21 protein-coding genes are annotated in these 20,908 nt (G+C 71.1%); 13 read left to right on the top strand and 8 right to left on the bottom strand.

Annotated features, from left to right (window positions below):
- The gene (locus tag ABZ815_RS11530; RefSeq protein WP_357696592.1) at positions 1-609 is read right to left on the bottom strand and encodes a haloacid dehalogenase-like hydrolase; all 609 of its coding nucleotides are present in this window, start codon (positions 607-609) and stop codon (positions 1-3) included.
- Positions 610-733: 124 nt separating this feature from the next.
- Here ABZ815_RS11530 and ABZ815_RS11535 point away from each other — a divergent pair, with 124 nt between their 5' ends.
- Both ABZ815_RS11535 and ABZ815_RS11540 read left to right on the top strand, forming a co-directional pair.
- A complete protein-coding gene (locus ABZ815_RS11535; protein WP_357696594.1) occupies positions 734-1,123 on the top strand; it encodes a hypothetical protein in 390 nt (129 codons plus the stop codon).
- Between the two features lie 34 nt (positions 1,124-1,157).
- Positions 1,158-1,775 (top strand): helix-turn-helix domain-containing protein, encoded by a 618-nt coding sequence (locus tag ABZ815_RS11540; protein WP_357696596.1) that lies wholly within the window; start codon positions 1,158-1,160, stop codon positions 1,773-1,775.
- Here the strand turns inward: ABZ815_RS11540 and ABZ815_RS11545 are convergent.
- Positions 1,768-2,466, bottom strand: coding sequence for a hypothetical protein (locus ABZ815_RS11545; RefSeq protein ID WP_357696598.1), 699 nt, complete (start codon positions 2,464-2,466; stop codon positions 1,768-1,770). The genes ABZ815_RS11540 and ABZ815_RS11545 overlap by 8 nt on opposite strands.
- A gap of 46 nt (positions 2,467-2,512) precedes the next feature.
- Between ABZ815_RS11545 and ABZ815_RS11550 the strand changes: the two genes are divergently transcribed.
- Positions 2,513-4,843, top strand: a complete 2,331-nt coding sequence (locus tag ABZ815_RS11550) for a helicase-associated domain-containing protein (protein ID WP_357696600.1) — start codon at positions 2,513-2,515, stop codon at positions 4,841-4,843.
- A 22-nt stretch (positions 4,844-4,865) separates the two neighbouring features.
- Here the strand turns inward: ABZ815_RS11550 and ABZ815_RS11555 are convergent, their stop codons facing one another.
- Together ABZ815_RS11555 and ABZ815_RS11560 are read right to left on the bottom strand one after the other, a co-directional pair.
- Positions 4,866-6,221, bottom strand: coding sequence for a hypothetical protein (locus tag ABZ815_RS11555; RefSeq protein WP_357696602.1), 1,356 nt, complete (start codon positions 6,219-6,221; stop codon positions 4,866-4,868).
- Positions 6,218-6,403: a hypothetical protein gene (locus ABZ815_RS11560; protein ID WP_357696604.1), complete on the bottom strand. Its 186-nt coding sequence runs from the start codon at positions 6,401-6,403 to the stop codon at positions 6,218-6,220. The genes ABZ815_RS11555 and ABZ815_RS11560 overlap by 4 nt, the downstream gene beginning before the upstream one ends.
- Positions 6,404-6,644: 241 nt before the next feature.
- On the opposite strand from ABZ815_RS11560, the gene ABZ815_RS11565 reads away from it, so the two are divergent.
- The 3 genes from ABZ815_RS11565 (at position 6,645) to ABZ815_RS11575 (ending at position 10,262) form a co-directional block, all read left to right on the top strand.
- Positions 6,645-8,120, top strand: a complete 1,476-nt coding sequence (locus ABZ815_RS11565) for an AMP-binding protein (RefSeq protein ID WP_357696606.1) — start codon at positions 6,645-6,647, stop codon at positions 8,118-8,120.
- 68 nt (positions 8,121-8,188) lie between these two features.
- Positions 8,189-8,542, top strand: coding sequence for a hypothetical protein (locus ABZ815_RS11570; protein ID WP_357696608.1), 354 nt, complete (start codon positions 8,189-8,191; stop codon positions 8,540-8,542).
- 67 nt (positions 8,543-8,609) lie between these two features.
- On the top strand, positions 8,610-10,262 hold the full coding sequence (locus tag ABZ815_RS11575; RefSeq protein ID WP_357696610.1) for a DNA repair helicase XPB: 1,653 nt from the start codon (positions 8,610-8,612) through the stop codon (positions 10,260-10,262).
- A gap of 300 nt (positions 10,263-10,562) precedes the next feature.
- Here the strand turns inward: ABZ815_RS11575 and ABZ815_RS11580 are convergent, their stop codons facing one another.
- Entirely contained in the window at positions 10,563-11,747 is a 1,185-nt protein-coding gene (locus tag ABZ815_RS11580; protein WP_357696612.1) for an MFS transporter, read from the bottom strand.
- Between the two features lie 83 nt (positions 11,748-11,830).
- On the opposite strand from ABZ815_RS11580, the gene ABZ815_RS11585 reads away from it, so the two are divergent.
- A complete protein-coding gene (locus ABZ815_RS11585) occupies positions 11,831-12,430 on the top strand; it encodes an NADPH-dependent FMN reductase (protein ID WP_357696614.1) in 600 nt (199 codons plus the stop codon).
- Positions 12,430-13,074, top strand: a complete 645-nt coding sequence (locus ABZ815_RS11590; protein WP_357696616.1) for a TetR/AcrR family transcriptional regulator C-terminal domain-containing protein — start codon at positions 12,430-12,432, stop codon at positions 13,072-13,074. Before ABZ815_RS11585 ends, ABZ815_RS11590 begins: the two co-directional genes overlap by 1 nt.
- 46 nt (positions 13,075-13,120) lie before the next feature.
- Here the strand turns inward: ABZ815_RS11590 and ABZ815_RS11595 are convergent, their stop codons facing one another.
- Both ABZ815_RS11595 and ABZ815_RS11600 read right to left on the bottom strand, forming a co-directional pair.
- Positions 13,121-14,290, bottom strand: coding sequence for a HAMP domain-containing sensor histidine kinase (locus ABZ815_RS11595; RefSeq protein ID WP_357696618.1), 1,170 nt, complete (start codon positions 14,288-14,290; stop codon positions 13,121-13,123).
- The gene (locus tag ABZ815_RS11600) at positions 14,287-14,943 is read right to left on the bottom strand and encodes a response regulator transcription factor (protein ID WP_357696620.1); all 657 of its coding nucleotides are present in this window, start codon (positions 14,941-14,943) and stop codon (positions 14,287-14,289) included. Before ABZ815_RS11600 ends, ABZ815_RS11595 begins: the two co-directional genes overlap by 4 nt.
- 140 nt (positions 14,944-15,083) lie before the next feature.
- Between ABZ815_RS11600 and ABZ815_RS11605 the strand changes: the two genes are divergently transcribed.
- From ABZ815_RS11605 to ABZ815_RS11620, 4 genes are read left to right on the top strand one after another with little or no spacing between them, the layout of a single operon-like run.
- Positions 15,084-15,524, top strand: coding sequence for a hypothetical protein (locus ABZ815_RS11605; protein WP_357696622.1), 441 nt, complete (start codon positions 15,084-15,086; stop codon positions 15,522-15,524).
- Between the two features lie 11 nt (positions 15,525-15,535).
- Positions 15,536-16,561, top strand: coding sequence for a peptidoglycan-binding protein (locus ABZ815_RS11610; RefSeq protein ID WP_357696624.1), 1,026 nt, complete (start codon positions 15,536-15,538; stop codon positions 16,559-16,561).
- Complete coding sequence (locus ABZ815_RS11615) at positions 16,558-17,220, top strand: ABC transporter ATP-binding protein (protein ID WP_357696626.1); 663 nt, start codon at positions 16,558-16,560, stop codon at positions 17,218-17,220. Before ABZ815_RS11610 ends, ABZ815_RS11615 begins: the two co-directional genes overlap by 4 nt.
- Positions 17,217-18,407 carry an ABC transporter permease gene (locus ABZ815_RS11620; RefSeq protein WP_357696628.1) on the top strand — a complete coding sequence of 397 codons (1,191 nt, stop codon included), beginning with the start codon at positions 17,217-17,219 and terminating at the stop codon, positions 18,405-18,407. Before ABZ815_RS11615 ends, ABZ815_RS11620 begins: the two co-directional genes overlap by 4 nt.
- A gap of 9 nt (positions 18,408-18,416) precedes the next feature.
- Here ABZ815_RS11620 and ABZ815_RS11625 read toward each other — a convergent pair whose 3' ends face one another.
- Positions 18,417-18,752 carry a hypothetical protein gene (locus ABZ815_RS11625; protein WP_357696630.1) on the bottom strand — a complete coding sequence of 112 codons (336 nt, stop codon included), beginning with the start codon at positions 18,750-18,752 and terminating at the stop codon, positions 18,417-18,419.
- A 120-nt stretch (positions 18,753-18,872) separates the two neighbouring features.
- Between ABZ815_RS11625 and ABZ815_RS11630 the strand changes: the two genes are divergently transcribed.
- Positions 18,873-20,873, top strand: a complete 2,001-nt coding sequence (locus tag ABZ815_RS11630) for an AAA family ATPase (protein WP_357696632.1) — start codon at positions 18,873-18,875, stop codon at positions 20,871-20,873.
- The last annotated feature ends 35 nt before the right edge of the window (positions 20,874-20,908 follow it).

Below are 20,908 nucleotides of genomic sequence, written 5' to 3' on the forward strand. Positions count from 1 at the left end.
TTACCGTAGTTCGTCGCGGGCACGCCAACCGGCGAACCAGTCGGCGAATTCGGTCAGGTCGCCGAGCGCCACATCGGCTCCGTGCTCACGCAGCTCTCCCACTGTGTAAGGGCCCGTCGCGACGGTGACGCTCATGGCGCCGCCCGCGCGTGCCGCCTCGATGTCGGCGACATGGTCACCAACATAAGCCGCCGCGCCGAAGCGCGCGAGTGCCGATCCCTTGGCTGCGCCGAACACCGATCCGACCACTTCGTCCACGGCCAGCCCGAGCAGTTCGACGGTGCCGGCGGCGTCGCGCGGGTTCTTGCCCGTCACCACGATCACCCGGCCGCCGCGGGCCCGTACGGCGGCGATGGCCTCGTACGCGCCCGCCATCGCGGTGTGCACCGGAACGCCCACCGCGGGATAGATCTCGCGGAACAGCTCGGCGGCCGCGGGAATGGCCTCCGCGGGCATCCAGTTGGCCAGCTCGTACTCAAGCGGCGGCCCCAGCCGGGTGACGATCTCCCCGCTGTCGATGCGCACACCCAAACGGCTTGACAGCTCGTCGTAAACAGCCGCGATGCCTGATCGCGTGTCGGCCAATGTCATGTCCAGGTCGAAACCCACTGAGGTAGTCACCCGTGCAGGATGCCAAACGCCGCATCGACGTCGGTAACGGCCCTTGTTGTGAGACTCGTTGTGGGACTCTGGGAATGGGCAGAAAGGAATTACTTATCGGAGAGGAGTGACCGTGTCCGAGACCCCCCGCACGACCGGCACGGAGGACCGGCTCGCCGCCGCCGCTCCCCGCCCCCATCGGCCCGCCCGGCCGCGCGGCACGCCGGCGACGGTCTGGCAGCGGGTCGTGGCGATGGCGGCGTACGTGGTGCGGCTGGCGTCCAGGGCGGCGGCGCTCTCCTTGGTGTTCCACGCGCTCTTCACGGTGTTCCGGGCCAACCCGGCCAACCCCTGGTACCAGCTCGTCGAGTCGCTGGCCTCGGGGGTGTCGCTGGGGCTGGCCGACCTGTTCCAGCTCGCCGACCCGCGCTGGACCACGTTCGTCAACGACGGCCTGGCCGCGGTGGTGTGGCTCATGGCCGGTTCGGCGGTCGCGGGCCTCGTCAGGCGCGCGGCGGCCTAACGACTACTCTCATTACGGAGGTATCTGCACAGACATGACCAGATCGACCCGTGAGCGGATCATCGACGAGGCCCTGCGGCTGTTCGCCGAGCGTGGCTACTCCGCCACCTCCGTGGCCGAGATCGAGGCCGCCTCAGGGCTCTCCCCCGGCGCCGGAGGGCTCTACAGGCACTTCAAGTCCAAGTACGAGGTGCTCGCGGCCGCGATCAACGAGCATGCCACCCGCACCAGGAGCCAGGTCGCCGAGAGCCTGGCCGAGCTGAGCACCATGGAGGCCGCCGCCGGCCTGGAGGAGCGCCTGTCGCTGCTGTGCCGGGCGGGTCTGGCCAAGGTGCGGGAGGAGTCCGAGCTGACCCGGGTGTTCTTCCGCGACCTGAGCCAGTTCCCCGAGCTGGTCGCGGTGGTCCGCGAGGGCCTGCTCCAGCCCATGTTCGACGCGATCACCACCTGGTTCCGCGCCCAGCCCGAGTACGCCGACACCGACGTCGACTGGACGGGCATCGCGGCCGTGCTCGGCGGCTCGGTGGTCCACTACCGGCTGTTCCAGGAGACCGTGGGCGAGATGCCGGGCCACGCGGAGAAGGACCAGTTCGTCACCGCCTGGGTACGCCTGGCCGTCGGCCTGCTCCCCAGCCCCGCGCCGGTCAGCTGACGTCGAGCAGCCGGTAGCCCAGCCAGGCGGCGCCCAGGGCCGTACCGATCATGAACATGACCCCGCTGACCTCGAAGAACCGGGCGACGAACGCCTCCAGGTCCGGCTCGGCCACCTGCAATCCGGCGACGAGCACGCCGCCGACCGTGTAGCCGAACAGCGGCGCCCCGGCACCGGCCAGCTTGTCGCCCACCGTCCACGTGTCGCTGAACAGCACGGCCGCCGCCCCCGCCGCCCAGACCAGCACCGGAACCTGGAAGATCGCCACGGCCGGCAGCCCGAACGGCACCAGCGACGCGGCCAGCACCAGCATCACGATGGCGGCGACGTCCCGCGGACGTTCCCTGAGGGCCCTTCCGCGGGCGGCCACCGGGCCGGTCGCGGCCGTGACGGCCGGGAGACGCAGGGTGGACCGCGCGCCCGCAGGCGTTCTCGGTGAGCCGGTGGCGGGGGCCGCTGGTGGTCGGGCCAGGCGGTGGGCCTCGCGTTCCGCCAGGGCCGCCGGGTCGCCGAAGCGTGCCAGCACCTTCGCGACGTCCCGGGCGTTCGGGCTCCCCCGGCGCTCCGCCTCGATGTCGGCCCGCAGCCGCCGCGCGAAGTCGAGCCGCTGGTCGGGCCTGAGCACGCCGTGGGCGGCGTCGGCCGCCTTGCTGACGTAGTTCAGCACCATTTGGTCCGCACGCTCTGTCACGTCCGGCAATGCTGCCCCCGATCAGGGGGGACATACCATGGCAACGATGGAGTTCACGGAGTGGATCAGGGGGCGCACCGACGAACAGCTTCGGGCGCTCGTCTCCGCGCGTCCCGAGTTGATCACTCCGGTGCCCGCGCATCTGGAGGGGCTGGCCGCGCGGGCCGCCAGCCCTTCGGCGATCGGCAGGGTGCTCGACCGGCTCGACCGGTTCACGCTGGCCGTCGTCGAGACGCTGGCCGTACAGGACGGGCCGGTGACGAAGGCGGCGCTGCGCGGCCTGGTCGGGCGGGCGCTGGCGGCGGGCCGGCCCGAGCCCGCGCTCACCGCGGCCCTCGACCGGCTGCGTGACCTGGCGCTGGTCTTCGGCCCCGACAACGCGCTCGACCTCGGGCCGGGCGTGCGCAAGGTGCTGGAGGAGCCCGCCGGGCTCGGCCCCAGGGCCGCCGACGTGTTCCGGCACCACCCGCCCGAGCAGCTCGACGAGATGGCCGACGACATCGCCCCCGGCACCGCCGGCCCCGGCAAGGAGCGGCTGGCCGCCGTGCTGGCCAGCCCCGAGGCCCTGGTGGAGGCGGTCTCGCCCGAGGCCAGGGGCGCGCTCGACCAGCTCGTGTGGGGGCCGCCGACCGGGCGGGTGCCCAACGCCAGGCGCGAGGTGCGCGTGGCCTCGGCGCGTTCGCCCATCGAGGAGCTGCTGGCGCGCGGGCTGCTCGCGGCCACCGGCGAGGAGAGCGTGACGATGCCCCGCGAGGTGGGCCTCCACCTGCGCGGCGGGCGCGTCCACCGTGACCTGCTCGCCGTGCCGCCCGCGCTCGGCGGGGCCGCGCGCGACCGGGAGCTGGCCGACCGCACGGCGGCGGGCCAGGCGTTCTCGTTCGTCAGGTCCGTGGAGGAGCTGTGCGAGCGGTGGAGCGTCGATCCGCCAGGGGTGCTGCGCACCGGCGGGCTCGGCGTACGCGACATGAAGCGCACCTCGACCGACCTCGACCTACCCGAATGGGCGGTGGCGCTGGTCGTCGAGGTGGCGCACGCGGCGGGGCTGGTCGCCGCGGGCGGCGGCGTCGACGGCGAGTGGCTGCCGACCTCCGGCTACGACCTGTGGCGGGTCAGGGCCACCGCCGACCGCTGGGTGACGCTCGCCGCGGCCTGGCTGCACATGGACCGCGTGCCCGGCCTGGTCGGCGAGCGCGACGAGCGTGACCGGCCGCTCAACGCCCTGCACACCGACCTGCGCCGCGCCTCCGCGCCGGGGGTGCGCAAGGCCGCCCTCGGCGTGCTGGCCGCCGCGCCGGGCCTCGCGCCCGACCGCGACTCGGTGCTCGAACGCCTCGCCTGGGAGCAACCGCGCCGCCGCGGGCCGCTGCGCGAGCAGCTCACCGAGTTCGCGCTGCGCGAGGCCGAGCAGATCGGCGTGACCGGGCTCGGCGCGCTGTCCGGCCACGGGCGGGCGCTGCTCGAAGGCGGCGACGCGGCCCGGTTGCTCGCCCCGCTGCTGCCCGAGCCCGTCGATCACGTGCTGCTGCAGGCCGACCTCACGGCCGTCGCCCCCGGGCCGCTGACCAGCGAGCTCAACCGCTGGATGACGCTCACCGCCGACGTCGAGTCCAAGGGCGGGGCGACCGTCTACCGCTTCGGCGAGAGCTCGATCCGGCGGGCGCTCGACGCGGGGCACGGCGGCGAGGAGCTGCTGGCCATGCTGTCCCGCCATTCGGCCACGCCGGTGCCGCAGGCCCTGTCGTACCTCGTGACGGACGTGGCCCGGCGGCACGGGCGCATCCGGGTGGGCACGGCGAGCGCCTACGTCCGGTGCGACGATCCGGCGCTGCTCGACCAGATCACCGCCGACCGCCGCGCCGCCGCGCTGCGCCTGCGCCGGCTGGCCCCCACCGTGATCGCCTCGCGCTCGTCCAGGGCGGCGCTGGTGGACTCGCTGCGGGCCATGGGGTACGCGCCGGTCGCCGAGTCGCTCGACGGCGACGTGATCATCTCTCAGCTCGACAGCAGGCGTACCGAGGGGGTGGCGCCCGTACGCGCCGTGGCCTCGGTCAACGGGCTCGATCCCGAGGTGGCCTCGGCGGCCGTACGCGCGCTGCGCGCGGGCGACGCGGCCCACCTGGCGCGGCGCGAGCCGGTCGACGCCCCGGGCGGCGCGGTGCCCCGGGGCCCCGCCACGGCCACGATCTCGGCCCTCCAGGACGCCATCAAGCAGGGCGTACGGGTGTGGATCGGGTACCTCGACTCGCAGGGCAACGCCACCTCACGCATCCTGGAGCCGGCCCGGATGGAGGGCGGCTACCTGACGGCGTACGACGAGACCAGGGCGGCCGTCCACCGCTTCGCCCTCCACCGCATCACCGGCGTCGCCGGCCTCTGACGGCGTACGCGCCGGGCCGGGGTCAAGCGGGCCCGAGGGTGAGCGCGTGGGCGGCGAGCCGCCCTGTGGACCCCTCGGCGGTGGACAGGCGTCGCAGGTGGGTCGCCGCGTCGGCCGGGTAGCGCAGGGACAGCCCGCCGCACAGCCCCACGACCGCCGCGACCGCCCGTGGATCGGCCGGGTCGCCGGCCCAGGTGAGCGCGAGCCGCAGGGCCTCGGGGGCGAGGGCGTCGTCGGCGCAAATGTACGACAGCGCCTCGCCCGCCGCCAGCCGTTCGGCCGGCCGCCCCTGGGCCCACACCTCCAGGAACTCCTGTTGCGCCTCCTTGAGCGAGCAGGCGGCCAGCAGCGCCACCCCCTCGGCCGCCCGCGCCCGTACGTCGTCCCCCTCGCCGGCCAGCGAGCGCGCCCATTCGCGCAGCGGCTGCCACAACCAGAAGCCGTACCGGGCGACCAGCTCCCCGAGCACCTGCGCGCGATGGTCCGGGACGCGGAAGACGACGCGGCCGTCGTGCACGGCGATCAGCGGATGCGGCGCCCCGGCCGGCCGCGGCCCCGCCTCGTGGGCCTCCCTGGTCCGCTCGAACCCGGCCAACCGGCGGGCGAACTCCGGCTCGGGCAGCCCGTGCGCGAACGCGAGCGCCGCCACCGCGCGTACCTCGTGCATCGGCGGCTTGGTGTCGAACCAGGCGGCCACCTCCTCACCCGCGGGTTCGTCGTCCCGCACCAGGCGCGTGGCCAGGCGGACGACCTCGGCGGGCGTGGGCAGCGCCAGCGCGCGGACCCGGGCGGTGGCGGCCCCGGCGGGCGCGTTCCGGCCGCCGAACGCGCTCAGGTACAGGTCGAACAGGTCACCGGGGTCGGGCGCGCCCCACGGCTGCTCCACCTCGACCGCCTGCGACGGATCGCCGTTCCTGGTGATCACCAGGTACGACCCCAGCTCGGCGAGCTTGCGGGCCAGGTTGAGCAGCTCGATCCGGTCGGTGCTGCCGGCGATCCAGTCGTGCAGCAGGTACGCCCGCCCCGGCCCGTACTCGGTCCTGGAGAGCAGGTCGGCGGCGCTGCCGGCGGGTGAGAGCACGGTGATCCTGCCCTCGGCCAGCGACATGCGCGACAGCAGGGCGATGGCGCCGAGCCGCTTGCCCATGTCCGCCTCCCCCACCAGCACGAGCAGGTGGCGCATGGACAGCCGGCGCACCGCGTCGGCGAAGCCGGCGGGCTCCAGGTACGAACGCAGCAGGGTGTCGGCCGCGCGCCGGTCGAGGTCGCGGGCCACCGGGACGACCAGGGGCCCGAGCTGCTCGATGATGGCGATCACGCTCTGGGTGAGCGTTTTGTCGTCGAGGTCGGTCCCGCCTGGTTCAGGCGTGTCGATCACGAAGTCCCCTCGGGCCTGACGGGAAAGTTGTCTACGGAAAAAGTTTTTCCCGAAACTTTTTGTCCGGCAAGTTGTTTCCCCGGCTTATGGATTGAGCGTGCGCCGCCTGGCTGCCGCCGTTCCGACCAGGCGTTCCTCGCGAAGCTCGCGGCCACGGCCGCCGGCGCGCGCATGTCGATCATGTCCTCCATTGCTCTGGGCGACGGGCCGGTGACAAAACCGAAGTAGGTGCCATCTGGTAGCACGGATCCCTACTTATCTCACCAATACACGATCTAGCGCCACCCGAAAACTCGAATGACCCTCTAGGCCGATATTGGACATTTACTGGGCATGAGAGCATCATCCACAATCGTCAGTCAAGGGTGGACACGAGGACGATCAGGGTTGACTGCGCACGGGCCGTCCCATCAGGTTGTGCATGTGACCGAGCAAACGCTGGGCCAGCTGGCCGAGGAGTCATGGAACCGGTTCGACGACCACGACTCGGTGTTCTACGACGGGGTCTGGCACCGCAGCCACGCGCTCGCCGAACGTGCGCGGCGGATGTGCGGCGGGTTCGTCGAGGCCGGGATCCGGCCGGGTGACCGGGTGGTCGTGATGATGGCGACCTCCCCCGAGGTCCCGATCGTCTACCAGGCGTTGTGGGCGGCGGGCGCGGTGGTGACGCCCGTGGTCTTCCTGGTGGGGGCCGAGGAACTGCGGCACATCCTGCTCGACAGCGGCGCGTCCGCGGTCGTCACCTCGCCCGAGCTGGCCGAGACCGTACGGGCCACCGCGGTGGACGTCCCCATATATGTGGACACGGCCGAGCTGGAGACCGCCGCCGAGCACGAACGGGTGCGCAGGGACCCCGGCGACCTGGCCGCGCTCATGTACACCGGCGGCACCACGGGCGTCGCCAAGGGCGTCATGCTGAGCCATCGCGGGTTGTGGAAGGTCGCCAAGGACGCATACGAAATTTCCCACCAAGAGGGGAAAAATCGTGCGATTGTGCCTGTGCCGCTCTCGCACGCGTACGGGTTGATCATCACCGTGGCCGGGCTGCACGCGACCGAACCCCAGCAGGCCGTGCTCATGCGCTGGTTCGAGCCGAAGGCGTTCCTGAGCCTGGCCGCCGAGCAGCACGTCCAGTACGGCACCGTCGTCCCCGCGATGATCCACATGCTGCTCGCCGAGCCGCTGGAGGCCCATCCGCTCCCCGACCTGGCCTACCTCACCTGCGGCGCGGCTCCGCTGGGCCGGGAGGCGCTGCAGGAGTTCGAGCGCCGGATGCCGGGCACGCAGATCCTGGAGGGCTACGGCCTGACCGAGACCAGCGCCGTCACCACTTTCAACCCGCCGGGCAGGCGGCGGCCCGGCAGCGTCGGCCTGCCGCTGGCGGGCTACACGATCACCGTCCGCGACTCCGCCGGAGAGGCGGTGGAGTGCGGCGACGTCGGCGAGATCTGCGTCAGCGGCGACTCGCTGATGCTCGGCTACTGGGGCGAGCACGAGCCCGACCCCGAGGGCACCGCACTGGACGGCGACGAGCTGCGCACCGGCGACCTCGGCTGCGTGGACGACGACGGCTACCTCTACATCGTCGACCGCAAGAAGGACCTGATCATCCGCGGCGGCTTCAACGTCTTCCCCCGCGACGTCGAGGACGCGCTCAACCAGCATCCCGATGTGGTCATGTCGGGCGTCGTCGGCCGCCCCGACCCGCGGCTGGGCGAGGAGGTCGTGGCGTTCGTGCAGCTCAGGCCGGGGGCCGAGGAGAGTGCCGAGGAGCTGATCGAGTGGGCGCGCGACCGGGTCGGACGGGTGAAGTACCCGCGCGAGGTGCGGTTCGTCGAGTCGATCCCGGTCACCAGCGTGCTCAAGCTCGACAGGAAGGCCCTGCGCGGCCGGTTCTGACCTTCCGCGCACACCGGGCCAGGCGCGTCCGTATTCCGTGATAAACGTTGACGTGTCTGGAGGTGAACGTGAGTCAAGAAGATCCGTCCGGCTACCCGTACCTGCCCTACGGGGCGCCCTACGGCGAGCAGCCACCTCCGCAGTACGGCTACGGCTACGGCGTCCCGCCGCGGCGCGACGAGGGCCCGCAGGCCGGCGCCATCGTCGCCGTCGTGCTCAACTTCCTGTCCCTGGCCTCCTGCCTCAACGTGCTCGGGCTGCCCGGCGGCATCCTCGCCGCCGTGGCGCTGACGCGGGCCCGCGAGCAGCCCGGGAGCGCCCGTTCGCTGCTGCTCTGGAGCTGGGTGCTGTTCGGCGCCGGTCTCGTGCTGAACGTCGCGCTCTTCCTCTTCCTGGGCCTCACCGGCCGCCTGGACGACTGATCGATTACCCGTTCCGGGACTGTTCCTGCCGTCGTGTGTGTTGGATAAGGGTCAACCGTAGGAAGGGATGTCCGTGAACGACGGCCCGCTCATCGTCCAGTCGGACAAAACGCTGCTGCTCGAAGTCGACCACGAGAAGGCCGACGCGTGCCGCAAGGCGATCGCGCCGTTCGCCGAGCTCGAACGCGCGCCCGAACACGTCCACACCTACCGCGTCACGCCGCTGGCCCTGTGGAACGCGCGTGCCGCCGGCCACGACGCCGAGCAGGTCGTCGACGCGCTGATCGGCTTCAGCCGCTACCCGGTGCCGCACGCGCTGCTCGTCGACATCGCCGAGACCATGGCCCGTTACGGCCGCCTGCGCCTGGAGAAGGACCCGGTCAACGGCCTGGTCCTGACCTCGACCGACCGCGCGGTGCTCGAAGAGGTGCTGCGCTCGAAGAAGATCCAGCCGATGCTGGGCGATCGTCTCGGCGCCGACTCGGTCATCGTGCACCCGAGCGACCGCGGCAACGTCAAGCAGGCGCTGCTCAAGCTGGGCTGGCCCGCCGAAGACCTGGCCGGCTACGTCGACGGCGAGCACCACCCCATCAAGCTGCTCCAGGACGGCTGGGAGCTGCGCCCCTACCAGCGCGAGGCGGCCGACGCCTTCTGGCACGGCGGCTCCGGCGTGGTCGTGCTGCCCTGCGGCGCGGGCAAGACCATCGTGGGCGCGGCGGCCATGGCCCACGCGCAGGCCACCACGCTGATCATGGTGACCAACACGGTCAGCGCCCACCAGTGGAAGACCGAGCTGCTCAAGCGCACCACGCTGACCGAGGACGAGATCGGCGAGTACTCCGGCAACAAGAAGGAGATCCGCCCGGTCACCATCGCCACGTACCAGGTGATGACCACCAGGCGGAAGGGCGTCTACAGCCACCTGGAGCTGTTCGACGCGCGCGACTGGGGCCTGATCGTCTACGACGAGGTCCACCTGCTGCCCGCGCCGATCTTCAGGATGACCGCCGACCTCCAGGCCCGCCGCCGGGTGGGCCTGACCGCGACGCTCGTGCGCGAGGACGGCCGCGAGGGCGACGTGTTCTCCCTCATCGGCCCCAAGCGCTACGACGCGCCGTGGAAGGAGATGGAGAACCAGGGCTGGATCGCGCCCGCCGACTGCGTCGAGGTGCGGGTCACGCTGACCGACGAGGAGCGGCTGGCGTACGCGATGGCCGAGGCCGAGGAGCGCTACCGCTTCTGCGCCACCACGCCGTCCAAGACGTACGTGACCGAGGCGCTGGTCCGGCGGCATCTGGGCGAGCAGGTGCTGGTCATCGGCCAGTACATCGACCAGCTCGACGAGCTCGGCGAGCACCTCAACGCGCCGGTCATCAAGGGCGAGACCAGGGTCAAGGAGCGTGAGCGTCTCTACCAGGCGTTCCGCGACAAGGAGATCCAGGTGCTGGTGGTGTCGAAGGTGGCGAACTTCTCCATCGACCTGCCCGAGGCGGCCGTCGCGATCCAGGTGTCGGGCACGTTCGGGTCGCGGCAGGAGGAGGCGCAGCGGCTCGGACGGGTGCTGCGGCCCAAGGCCGACGGCGGTGGCGCCCGGTTCTACACGGTGGTCAGCAGGGACACGGTCGACCAGGAGTTCGCCGCCCACCGGCAGCGCTTCCTGGCCGAGCAGGGGTACGCGTACCAGATCATCGACGCCGACGACGTGCACGACGAGGTGTGACGGGGTTGAATGCCCGGCCGCTCGTTGCCTGAGCGGCCAGGCACGGCGTTTATGTCACGTCCACGAGACTCCACGGGTCGTCGACATCGAACCACCCCCCTCACCTGCGTACTATCACGCCGCCTGCGACATACCCTCATGATCCGACAAACGCACCTGAAATGCCCGACTTTTTCGGTATTCCCACGTTCACTCAGAGATACGTTCTTTGCCGGGTTCGCTACCTGGCCCCGGAACTCCTACGGCTCCAGCCAGTCGCCAATGGGCTGATCGAGAGTTCGGCTCTGACGCCGGGTCGGTTCACGCGAGCAGGAGTGTGGCCAGTGCCGGGCCGAAGGCGCCGCCCAGCTGGTAGCAGAGGGTGAACAGGCTCACGGCGGTGGCCCGGTGCTCGTGCGGCACGACCTCGCCGACGCGGGCCGCGTACCAGGCCATCGCCGCTGTGGCGGCGAACACCGCGAACGCGGTGGACGCCACGACGAGCACCGGCCAAGGGGAGAGCAGCGGCAGGGCGACAGCCACGGCGCCCGTGGTCAGCAAGACAGGTCGGGTGACGGCCGCACCGAGCCGGGAGGTCCACCTGCTGAACGACAGTGAGGCGATCGAGCCGGCGGTCAACATCATGAGCGTCATCAGCCCGATCCGCTCGGTCGTCCAATGGTGTTCCAGCAGCCGGGGCACGGTGTAGAGCAGGGCGAAGTAGGAGGTGGACAGCGTGCCGGCCGCCGCTGCCGCGGTGACGAACGCCCGGGAGCGGATGACCGGCCGAGGGACGAACCCCGCGGGCTTCCTGCGGACGCGCAGGGTCAGCAGCAGGCCCGTCACGGCGGCGGCGGCAGCCGCCGCCAGTTCGAGACGCGGGATCAGGACCAAGGCGCTGACCAGCGTCACCACCAGCAGGACCCCGATGACGTCGGTGCGGGCGGCGGTGGCTTCCCGGCTGCCGTGATGCGCGGCGTGGCGGAGGACGGCGGGGACGGCCAGCAGTGCGGGCAGGGACAGCAGCAGCGGCACCCGCCAGGAGATCACCGACAAGGTCGAGCCGGCCAGCGGGCCGAACGCGCCGACCAATCCGACCCCGGCGGTGATGGCGCCTGCTCGCGAGGTGGTCCCGGCCAAGGTGATGGCGATGGTGACCAGGCCTCCTCCGCCGGCGGCCTGGGCGGCGCGGCCGGCCAGCAACACCGGCAGCGCGGGTGCGCCGGCCACCAGAAGTGTGCCGAGAAGTATGAGGGTGGCATTGACGAGTGTGGCGGCGCGCATGCCGCGGGTGCGCAGCAGGGCGGCGGTGAGCGGAGCGCCGAGGACGCCGCCCCAGCCGAAGGCCGTGGCGGCCCAGGTGGCTTCGGCGGCCGAGACGCCCAGGGCACGGGCCAGCTCGGGGATGACGGTGATGGTGCTGTTGGCGCTGAGTGAGGTCGGCGTGGCCAGGAGAACGAGGTAAAGGACGGCGATGTGTCTCTTCTGCGCGGTTGCGGGGATCACCCGCCTCAAAGTACACCAATCAGTTTCCCATTGACACTGACTAGTATACTTTGGTCGCGTTGTCTGAACTCCCGAGGAGAGACATGCCCGAGCTCACCGTCCTGGCCTTGTCCGGCAGCCTGCGCGCGGGCTCCCACAACACGGCCCTGCTGCACGCGGCCCGCGCGCTCGAACCCGGCGGGTTCGTCATCGACATCGATCACGACCTGGGCCGGCTGCCCCTCTACAACCAGGACCTGGACACCGGCACGCCACCGGCGTCGGTCACGACGCTGCGCGCCCGCATCGCCGCCGCCGACGCCTTGCTGATCGCGACGCCGGAGCACAACGCCTCCGTCCCGGCCGCGCTGAAGAACGCCATCGACTGGGCCAGCACGGCCCCCGAAGGGCTGCTGCGGGGCAAGCCCGTGGCCATCGCCGGCGCCTCGCCTGGACCGTTCGGCTCGGTACGCGCCCAGCTCGCCCTTCGCCAGATCCTGGCCTCGGTGGGAGCGGAAGTCGTCGTCAAGCCGGAGGTGACGGTCTTCCACTGCGACACCCGCTTCACGCACGACCGCCGACTGACCGACCCGGACACCACCGACCTGCTGCGCGAACTGCTCGACGCCCTGGCCCGCAAGGCCCGCCAGAGCCCCGGACGCCCCTACACTGCACCGAGGAGTTTCCAGCGGGAAGGACGTTGATGACCCTGCGCCAGGCCGAGCCGTACGGCCGACCGGAAAAGCGCCAGGCGATCACCCGTGCCGCCCGTCGCGTGTTCGGCCGCGACGGCTACACCCGGGCCAGCGTAGACGCGATCGCCGCGGCGGCGGTGGTGTCCAAACGGACCATCTACCGGCACTTCACCGACAAGGAGCAACTGTTCCTGACCGTCGCGCTGGAAGGCGCGGACGAGGTCACCGCAGCGATCGCACAGATCATGGACCGACACCTGCACAAGATCGTGGATCTGGAGCAGGACCTGATCGACTTCTCCCTCGACCGGGTCGCCGCGGTCACCGCCTTCCCCGACCACTTCGCCCTGGTGCGGGCCATCGAGGCGGAGGCGGCCCACATCCCACCGCCGATCCTCAAGGCATGGGTCGCGGCCGGCCCGCAGACCGGGCACCTGCGCCTGGCGCCGTACCTGCGCCGGATCGCCGAGCGCGGCCTGCTACGGATCGACGACGCCGACGTTGCCGCCGCCCACCTCACCCTGCTGACCGTCACCGACGTGAACCAGCAGACCTTCTACGGTGCCATACCGCTTTCCACGGAGGAGATCACCCGGCTCGTCACCGCGGGCGTGCAGGCCTTCCTCCGCAGCTATGCCGCCACCGCCGGGTAGCACACCGACACCGCTCAGCCCGGTGCAGGTCATGTGGGCAACGGCGTCACAGCGGGGGCGATGAGGGCAGGCGCACGGTCACCGTCAGCCCGCCTTCCTCGCGTGGTTCGGCCACCACCGTGCCTCCATGGGCTCGGGCGGTAGCACGCACGATGGACAGGCCCAGCCCGGTGCCACGGTCGGAGCGCACCCGGTCGGCTCGCAGGCGGCGGAACGGCTCAAAGATCGTTTCCAGGTCGTAGGCGGGCACGATCGGGCCGCTGTTGGCCACGGACAGCTCCGCTTCCCCGTCGCCCAGCCTGGTCGTCACCCATACCTCGCCGCCCTGGACGTTGTGCCTGATGGCGTTCTCCACGAGATTCTGCGCCAGCCGTTCGAGCAGGACGGGGTCGCCCTTGGTCGGCGCGGGCGTCAGCGCCTGGTGCAGGACGATGCTCTTGGCGTCGGCCTCCTCACCGGCGTGGTCGGCGACGTGGGAGGCGACCTCGGACAGGTCCACGGGCTGATGGCGTTCCAGGACGGGCCTGTCGCTCTCTGCCAGCGCGAGCAGGCCGTCGATGAGACGCTCGTGCCGAGTGTTGACGACCAGCAGTGATTCGCCGAGCCGCTGGGTGTCAGGGGTGGCGTCGGGCCTGCGCAGAGCCACGTCCACCAGCGTCCGGTTGATCGCCAGGGGTGTGCGCAGCTCGTGCGAGGCGTTGGCGATGAAACGTTTCTGCACGTCGAAGGCGTGCGCCAGGCGGGCGAGCATCAAATCGAAGGTGTCGGCCAGGTCCTTCACGTCATGGTTGGAGCCGTTGTAGGCGATGCGCTCGGCGAGATTGTGGCCGTGGGCGACCCGCCGCGCGGTATCGGTGACCTGGTAGAGGGGCTTGAGGACGCGCCCGCTCACCATCCAGCCCGCAATCGTGGCGAGCGCCCCCAGCAGGACGACGACCAGCCCGGCCTGGAGGAGGAAGCGGGTCATCGTCGCCTGCTCGTAGTTCTGCTGGCCGTTGAGCACGTCCCGCTTGGAGACCTTGACCAGCACCACCTTTCCGCTCGGCTCCAGGATGGCGTGGCTGGGCAAGAACTCGGGGGCGGCCTGCAGCCTGAGGCGGGTGTCGTCCAGGATTCCCCGGACGATCAGGAAGCTGATGCCCAGCACCAGCACGCCGGAAATGAAGAAGATTCCGCTGTACAGCAACGTGAGCCGCAGGCGGACGGACAGCTTCACAGGATCCGGTACCCCACTCCCTGGACGGTCTCGATGACCTGAGGCTCGCCCAGCTTGCGGCGCAGGCGCATCATCGTCACCCGCACGGTGTTGGTGAAGGGGTCGGCGTTCTCGTCCCAGGCCTTCTCCAGCAGTTGCTCGGCGGACACGACGGTGCCACCCGCCTTCAGCAGCTCGGCGAGCACGGCGAACTCCTTGCGGGCCATCGCGACGTAGCGCCCGTCGCGGTAGACCTCGCGGCGGGCCTGGTCGAGCCGGATCCCGGAGCGTTCCAGCTGCGGCGGGTCGGCACGCGAAGCGCGTCGGCCCAGTGCGTGGATGCGGGCCAGCGGCTCTTCGAAGGCGAACGGCTTGGTGAGGTAGTCGTCGGCGCCCAGCGACAGCCCCGAGACCCTGGACGGCACGTCCGAGGCGGCAGTGAGCATGAGAACGCGCACAGCGCATTCAGATCCGACCACTGTCCTGGCGACGTCGTCACCGTGCACGCCAGGCAGGTCACGGTCCAGGACGAGCACGTCATAGTCGTGGACGCCGAGTCGTTCGAGCGCGCTCTCCCCGTCATAGGCGACATCCACGGCCATCGCCTCGGCACGCAGCCCTTCGGCGATCGAATCCGCGAGCATCTCCTCGTCCTCGACGATCAACACGCGCAAGGGAGTCCCTCCTTCACCTGAAGATGCCAAACCTGCCGAACGCGGCATAACCCCGACATAACACGATTGCGTAACTGCGATGTTAGGGCGATCTAGATCTACTCGACTCGCATCCACCGCCAGCCGGATCGAGGGGATCCATGAAGAAGCTCACCGTCCTGCTCCTGCTCGCCTTGGCCACCGCGTGTTCTGGAGGCGGCACGCAGGCCTCGCCCCAGGCCCAGCAGTCGCTCTACGCCTCCGATGCCGAGGTGAAGTTCGCCCAGTGCGTGCGCGACAACGGCATCGACGACTTTCCGGACACCGTCGGCGATGAGGGCTACGCCGTCAAGGACCTCGCCGCCTTCGACAAGGCCCAGCAGACCTGCGCCAAGTGGAGGGAGGCCGGGGGGCTGGCCAAGAAGGTCGACGCCGCCCACATCGACGCCGTGACCGCATTCGCGAAGTGCATGCGAGAGCGCGGCATGCAGGTTCACGACCCCGACCCCAAGACCGGCAACTACCAGGTCGACGTCGACGACAAGGACCGCGCGGCCTTCGAGAAGGCGCAGAACGAGTGCCGTCACCTGCTGCCTCGATGAAAGGAACAGAGATGAAACGCATGCTCGTCGGCCTGGCCGCCGCCGCGGCTGTGGTGACGGGAACCGCCGCCGCCCTGTCCATGGGCGGCGAGAGCGACACGGCCGCCGCTTCGCCGCCACCACAGGCCACGGCGGACGTCGTCCGCGGTGACCTGACCGACACGACCTCGCTCTCCGGCAAGATCATCTTCACGGGAGAGCAAGCCGTGCGCGGTCACATCGCCGGGACGATCACAGCGGTGGCCGCCCCTGGCCGGATCCTGCGTCAGGGCCAGGTGCTCTATCGCGTGGACCGCAGGCCCGTCGTGCTGATGTACGGCAAGCTGCCGCTCTACCGGCCGCTCCGCCAGGGAGTCAAGGGCGGGCCCGACGTTCGCCAGCTGGAGAAGGCACTGAAGGCGCTCGGCCACGGCAAGGACGTCACCATCGACGACCGGTTCTCGTGGGCCACCGCTCGCGCCGTACGGGCGTGGCAGAAGCGCGCCGGCCTCCCGCAGACCGGAGTCGTGGACGCCGAGCAGGTCGTGTTCCTGCCATCGAAGATCAGAATCGCGAAGGCGGACGTGGCAGTCGGCGACAGCATCTCCCCTGGCCGCCAGGTGTTCGCAGCGACCGGCACCGACCGCCTCGTCCACCTCGACCTTGACGTCGCCGACCTTGCGCTGGCCAGGAAGGGCGCCATGGTGAAGGTGGAGCTGCCCGGCGGCGGCACGGTCGCCGGGACGTTGGTCACGGTCGGCGCGGTGGCCAAGTCGCGCGAGGGCGACGCCACCATCGACGTCGGCGTCCGGCTCGCCAAGTTCAAGAGTGGGCTCGCTGACCAGACGCCCGTCACCGTGCTGCTGGAGAGCATCAGCAGGCGCGACGTCCTGAGCGTCCCTGTCGAGGCGCTGCTGGCCACCGCCGACGGTGGTTACGGGGTGGAGATCGGTGGGCGCGTGGTCCCCGTCAAGACCGGTGCGTATGGCGGAGGGCGTGTCGAGATCTTCGGCCCTGGGCTGGAAGCGGGCATGAAGGTCGGGGTGCCGGCTACATGATCATTGAGGTCGAGAACGTCAGGAAGCGCCACAACGACACTGTCGAGGCGCTGCGCGGCGTGAACCTGAAGGTCGCCGAAGGAGAGTTGCTGGCCATCATCGGCCCATCCGGATCGGGCAAGTCGACGCTGCTCAACCTCCTGGGTACCCTGGATCGCCCCACGTCCGGCACCGTCCGCATCGCTGGGCACGACGTCAGCACGCTGACCGATCGCCAGCTGTCCGTCCTGCGCGCGCTCCACCTGGGCTTCGTCTTTCAGCAGTTTCACCTGGCCGCCGGGGTCCCGATCCTCGACAACGTGGCTGACGGCCTCCTCTACGCGGGACGTCCGCTGACCGAACGCCGCGAACGCGCCCGGGCGGCGCTGGAACGCGTCGGCCTCGCTCACCGGCTGGACCACCGTCCGCACCAGCTGTCCGGAGGCGAACAGCAGCGCGTGGCCATCGCCCGAGCCGTCGTCGGCGACCCGCCGCTGCTGCTCGCCGACGAACCCACCGGCAACCTCGACTCCGCCTCGGGCCGGCAGGTGCTCGCCGTTCTGCGCGAGCTGCACGCCGCGGGCACCACCATCGTCATGATCACTCACGACATGGACATCGCTCAGTGGTGCCCGAGACGGGTCCGCATCCAGGACGGCAGCATCGGGGAGGACGCATGACCTCACTCGCACCCGTCCGCCTGCGGCCACGCGACGTGGCCAGGGTCGGCGCCGCGGGCCTGCGGGCCAGAACATCGCGCGTGGTGATGTCCGCGCTCGGTATCGCCATCGGCATCGCGACGATGATCTCGGTGATCGGCATCTCGGCGTCCGGCCAGGAGCAGTTGCTGCGTCAGCTCGATCAGCTTGGCACCAACCTGCTGCGGGTGGAACCCGGCAAGGCGCTCATGGGCGATCCGGTCAAGCTGCATCCGGACGCCGCCCTCATGGTACGCAGGATCTCCGGCGTCACCGACGCCAGTGTCACCGGCACCGTGGACGCGAGCGTCCGCAGGACCGACCGCATTCCCAAGGAGGACACAGGCGGGCTGACCGTTCAGGCCACCTCCCTGGACCTGCTGAGCACACTCGATGGACGCGTGGGCACCGGACGCTGGTTCGACGAGGCGATCGCCCGCCAGCCGGCCGTCGTCCTCGGCTCGGTCGCCGCCCAGCGGCTCGGCGTCAGCCGTACCGGAGTCCAGGTGTGGGTGGGCGACCGGTGGTTCGTCGTGACCGGGATCCTCGCCCCGTTGCCGCTCGCGCCGGAGATCGACCGTGCCGCGCTGATCGGTTTCCCGGTCGCGCAGGAGCGGCTCGGATTCGACGGTCACCCCACCACCGTGTACGAGCGGTCGAGTGAGGAATCGGTGGAGCAGGTCAGAGGCGTGCTTGCGCGGACGGTCAGCCCGGAGCGACCGCACGAGATCGCGGTCTCCCGCCCGTCGGACGCGCTGGTCGCCCGCGCGGCCGCTGCGGGCACCTTCACCAACCTGCTGCTCGGACTTGGCGCAGTCGCACTGCTCGTCGGCGGCGTGGGCGTGGCCAACACGATGGTGATCTCGGTGCTGGAGCGCCGCAAAGAGATCGGGCTACGTCGCGCGCTGGGCGCCACACGCGGGCAGATCAGAATCCAGTTCTTGACAGAGTCGCTGCTGCTGTCGGTGCTCGGCGGAGTGGCAGGGCTCGCGCTCGGCGGACTGGTGACCGCCGGGTACGCCCTGTGGCAGGGCTGGCCCCCCACGGTGCCCGCGTGGGTGCTGGCCGGCGCCTTCGCCGCCACGCTGGCCGTCGGCGCGATCGCCGGGATCTACCCGGCGATCAGGGCCTCCCACCTGCCTCCCACAGTGGCCCTGGCGTCCAGCTGACGCCAGGACCTACCTGGCGAGCAGGCCGCCGAGGAACAGCACCCCTCCGGCGACGATCCACGTGGCGACGCCCGTCCCCATGAGGCGGCCGAACGTGCGCGGGTCGTGTCGCGACGCGGGGACCAGCCAGGCGGCCAGCGTGGAGCAGGCGGCCACCGCGGCGAACACCCCCGACACCGTGGAGACCGTGCCGAGGCGTTGAGAGCACGCCGACGAGGGCCCGCCGCCCGCGCAGAACGCCTCCAGCCCCCAGCCGGCGAAGACCGACAGGCCCCAGAGCGCCGCCAGCAGGAAGCTCGCGACCGTGGGGATCATCGGCGAGAAGCCGAGGCGAAGCCGCGCCACCTTCCCTCTTTACCCCGCCGGGGACAGGTAAATGCTTTGGAGCCACCGGAAGGCCGCCGCTAAACTGGTCGATTCGCTGCCTTGACCACCTCCGTTTCCGACCTTGGGAGGCGCTTCCGCGTGCCCGCACATCAACTGGCCCCCGACATACCCTCCGACGTGCTCTCCGCCGAGCAGGCCCACCTGGCCGAGTCCAGGGCCGCGCTCACGGCGATGCGGGCCCACGCCCAGTCGTTGTCGGCCGACGCGGCCGGCGACTGGGTCTCGCAGCAGATCCTCCAGTCGCTGCTGGACCAGCGCGTGGCCGCCCTGGCCGACCATCCGGACACGCCGCTGTTCTTCGGCCGGCTCGACCGCGAGGGCGGCGACGACCTGCCGGTCACCATCTACGTCGGCCGCCGCCACGTGCACGACGGCACCAGCCGGCCGCTGGTCATCGACTGGCGCGCGCCGGTGTCCCGCGCGTTCTACCAGGCCAGCCCCGCCGAACCCATGGGCGTCGTACGCCGCCGCCGCTTCGGGTACCACGGCGGCGCGCTGACCGCGTTCGAGGACGAGCCGCTCGGCGAGGGCGGCGAGGTCGGCCCCTCGAAGATCCTTACCGAGGAGATCGAACGCCCGCGCACCGGCCCGATGCGCGACATCGTGGCCACCATCCAGCCCGACCAGGACGAGATCGTCCGCGCGACGCTGGCCCAGACCGTGTGCGTCCAGGGCGCCCCCGGCACCGGGAAGACCGCCGTGGGCCTCCACCGGGCCGCGTACCTGCTGTTCACCCATCGCGAGCGGCTGGCCAGGTCGGGCGTGATGATCGTCGGCCCCAACCGGGCGTTCCTGTCCTACATCTCCTCCGTCCTGCCCGCGCTGGGCGAGGTCAAGGTCGACCAGACCACGGTGGCCGGGCTGCTCGGCGAGCACGCCGCCCAGGAGGACCCGGCGGTCTCCGCGGTCAAGGGCGACGCCAGGATGGCCGCGGTGCTCGAACGGGCGCTCTGGATGCACATCGTGAAGCCCGAGGACGGCCTGGTCTTCACGAAGGGCGCCTACCGCTACCGGGTCGCCGATCACGAGGTGCGCGAGATGGTGGCGTCCCTGCGCGGCACCACCCGCTACCTGCCGGGGCGGGCCGCGCTGGCCCAGCGCCTGGCCCACCAGGTGCTCGTACGCATGGAGCAGCGCGGCGAGTCGCCCGACGACCGGGTCCAGGACGCGGTGGCCAGGTCCAAGCCGGTCAAGCAGCTCGTCGAGGCCGTGTGGCCGAAACTGACGCCCGAACAGGTCCTTCACCGCCTGCTGTCAGACCCAGAATTCCTCACTAAAGCCGCCAAAACCGATTTGTCGCCCGACGAGCAGGAAATGCTGCTTTGGCGGAAGCCTTATCGGAGCTGGAAGTCGGCCAAATGGTCGGCCGCCGACGGCGCGCTCCTCGACGAGCTGAACGACCTCATGGAACGCACGCCGTCCCTGGGCCACCTCGTCGTGGACGAGGCCCAGGACCTGTCGGAGATGCAGCTGCGGGCGCTCGGCCGGCGCTGCCGCAACGGCTCGGCCACCGTGCTCGGCGACCTGGCCCAGGGCACCACGCCGTGGTCCACCAACTCGTGGGAGACCGTGCTGAAGCACCTCGGCCAGGACGAGGGCGAGGTGACCGAGCTGACGCTCGGCTTCCGCGTGCCGCGCGAGGTGCTCGACTACGCGGCCCGCCTGCTGCCCTCGATCGCCCCGGCACTGGCCGCCCCACGGTCGCTGCGTCCGGGCGCGGGCTCGCTCACGGTCCGGCAGGGCGGCACGGTCGCCGAGGCCGCCCGGGAGGTGCTGGCCAGGGAGGGCTCGATCGGCGTCATCGTCCCCGACGCGATGGTCGCCGCGGTGTCCGAGGCGCTGTCCGGCCTGCCGCACGCGGTGCTCGACCCCGACTCGGCGCAGGAGCACCGCCTGCTGATCGTGCCCGCCACGCTCGCCAAGGGCCTGGAGTACGACCATGTGATCGTCGTCGAGCCCGCCGACATCGTCGAGGCCGAGCCCCGCGGCCTGGCCCGCCTGTACGTGGTCCTGACCCGAGCGGTCACCTCGCTCACGGTCCTGCACGACAAGCCGCTCCCGGCGCAGCTCGGCGCCTGACGGAGGGCGGGCGCGGCCGCTTCTAGGATGGCCTG

Origin of the sequence: Nonomuraea sp. NPDC047529 (genome assembly GCF_040642995.1) — a bacterium.
In the GTDB taxonomy this organism is placed as follows: Bacteria; Actinomycetota; Actinomycetes; order Streptosporangiales; family Streptosporangiaceae; genus Nonomuraea.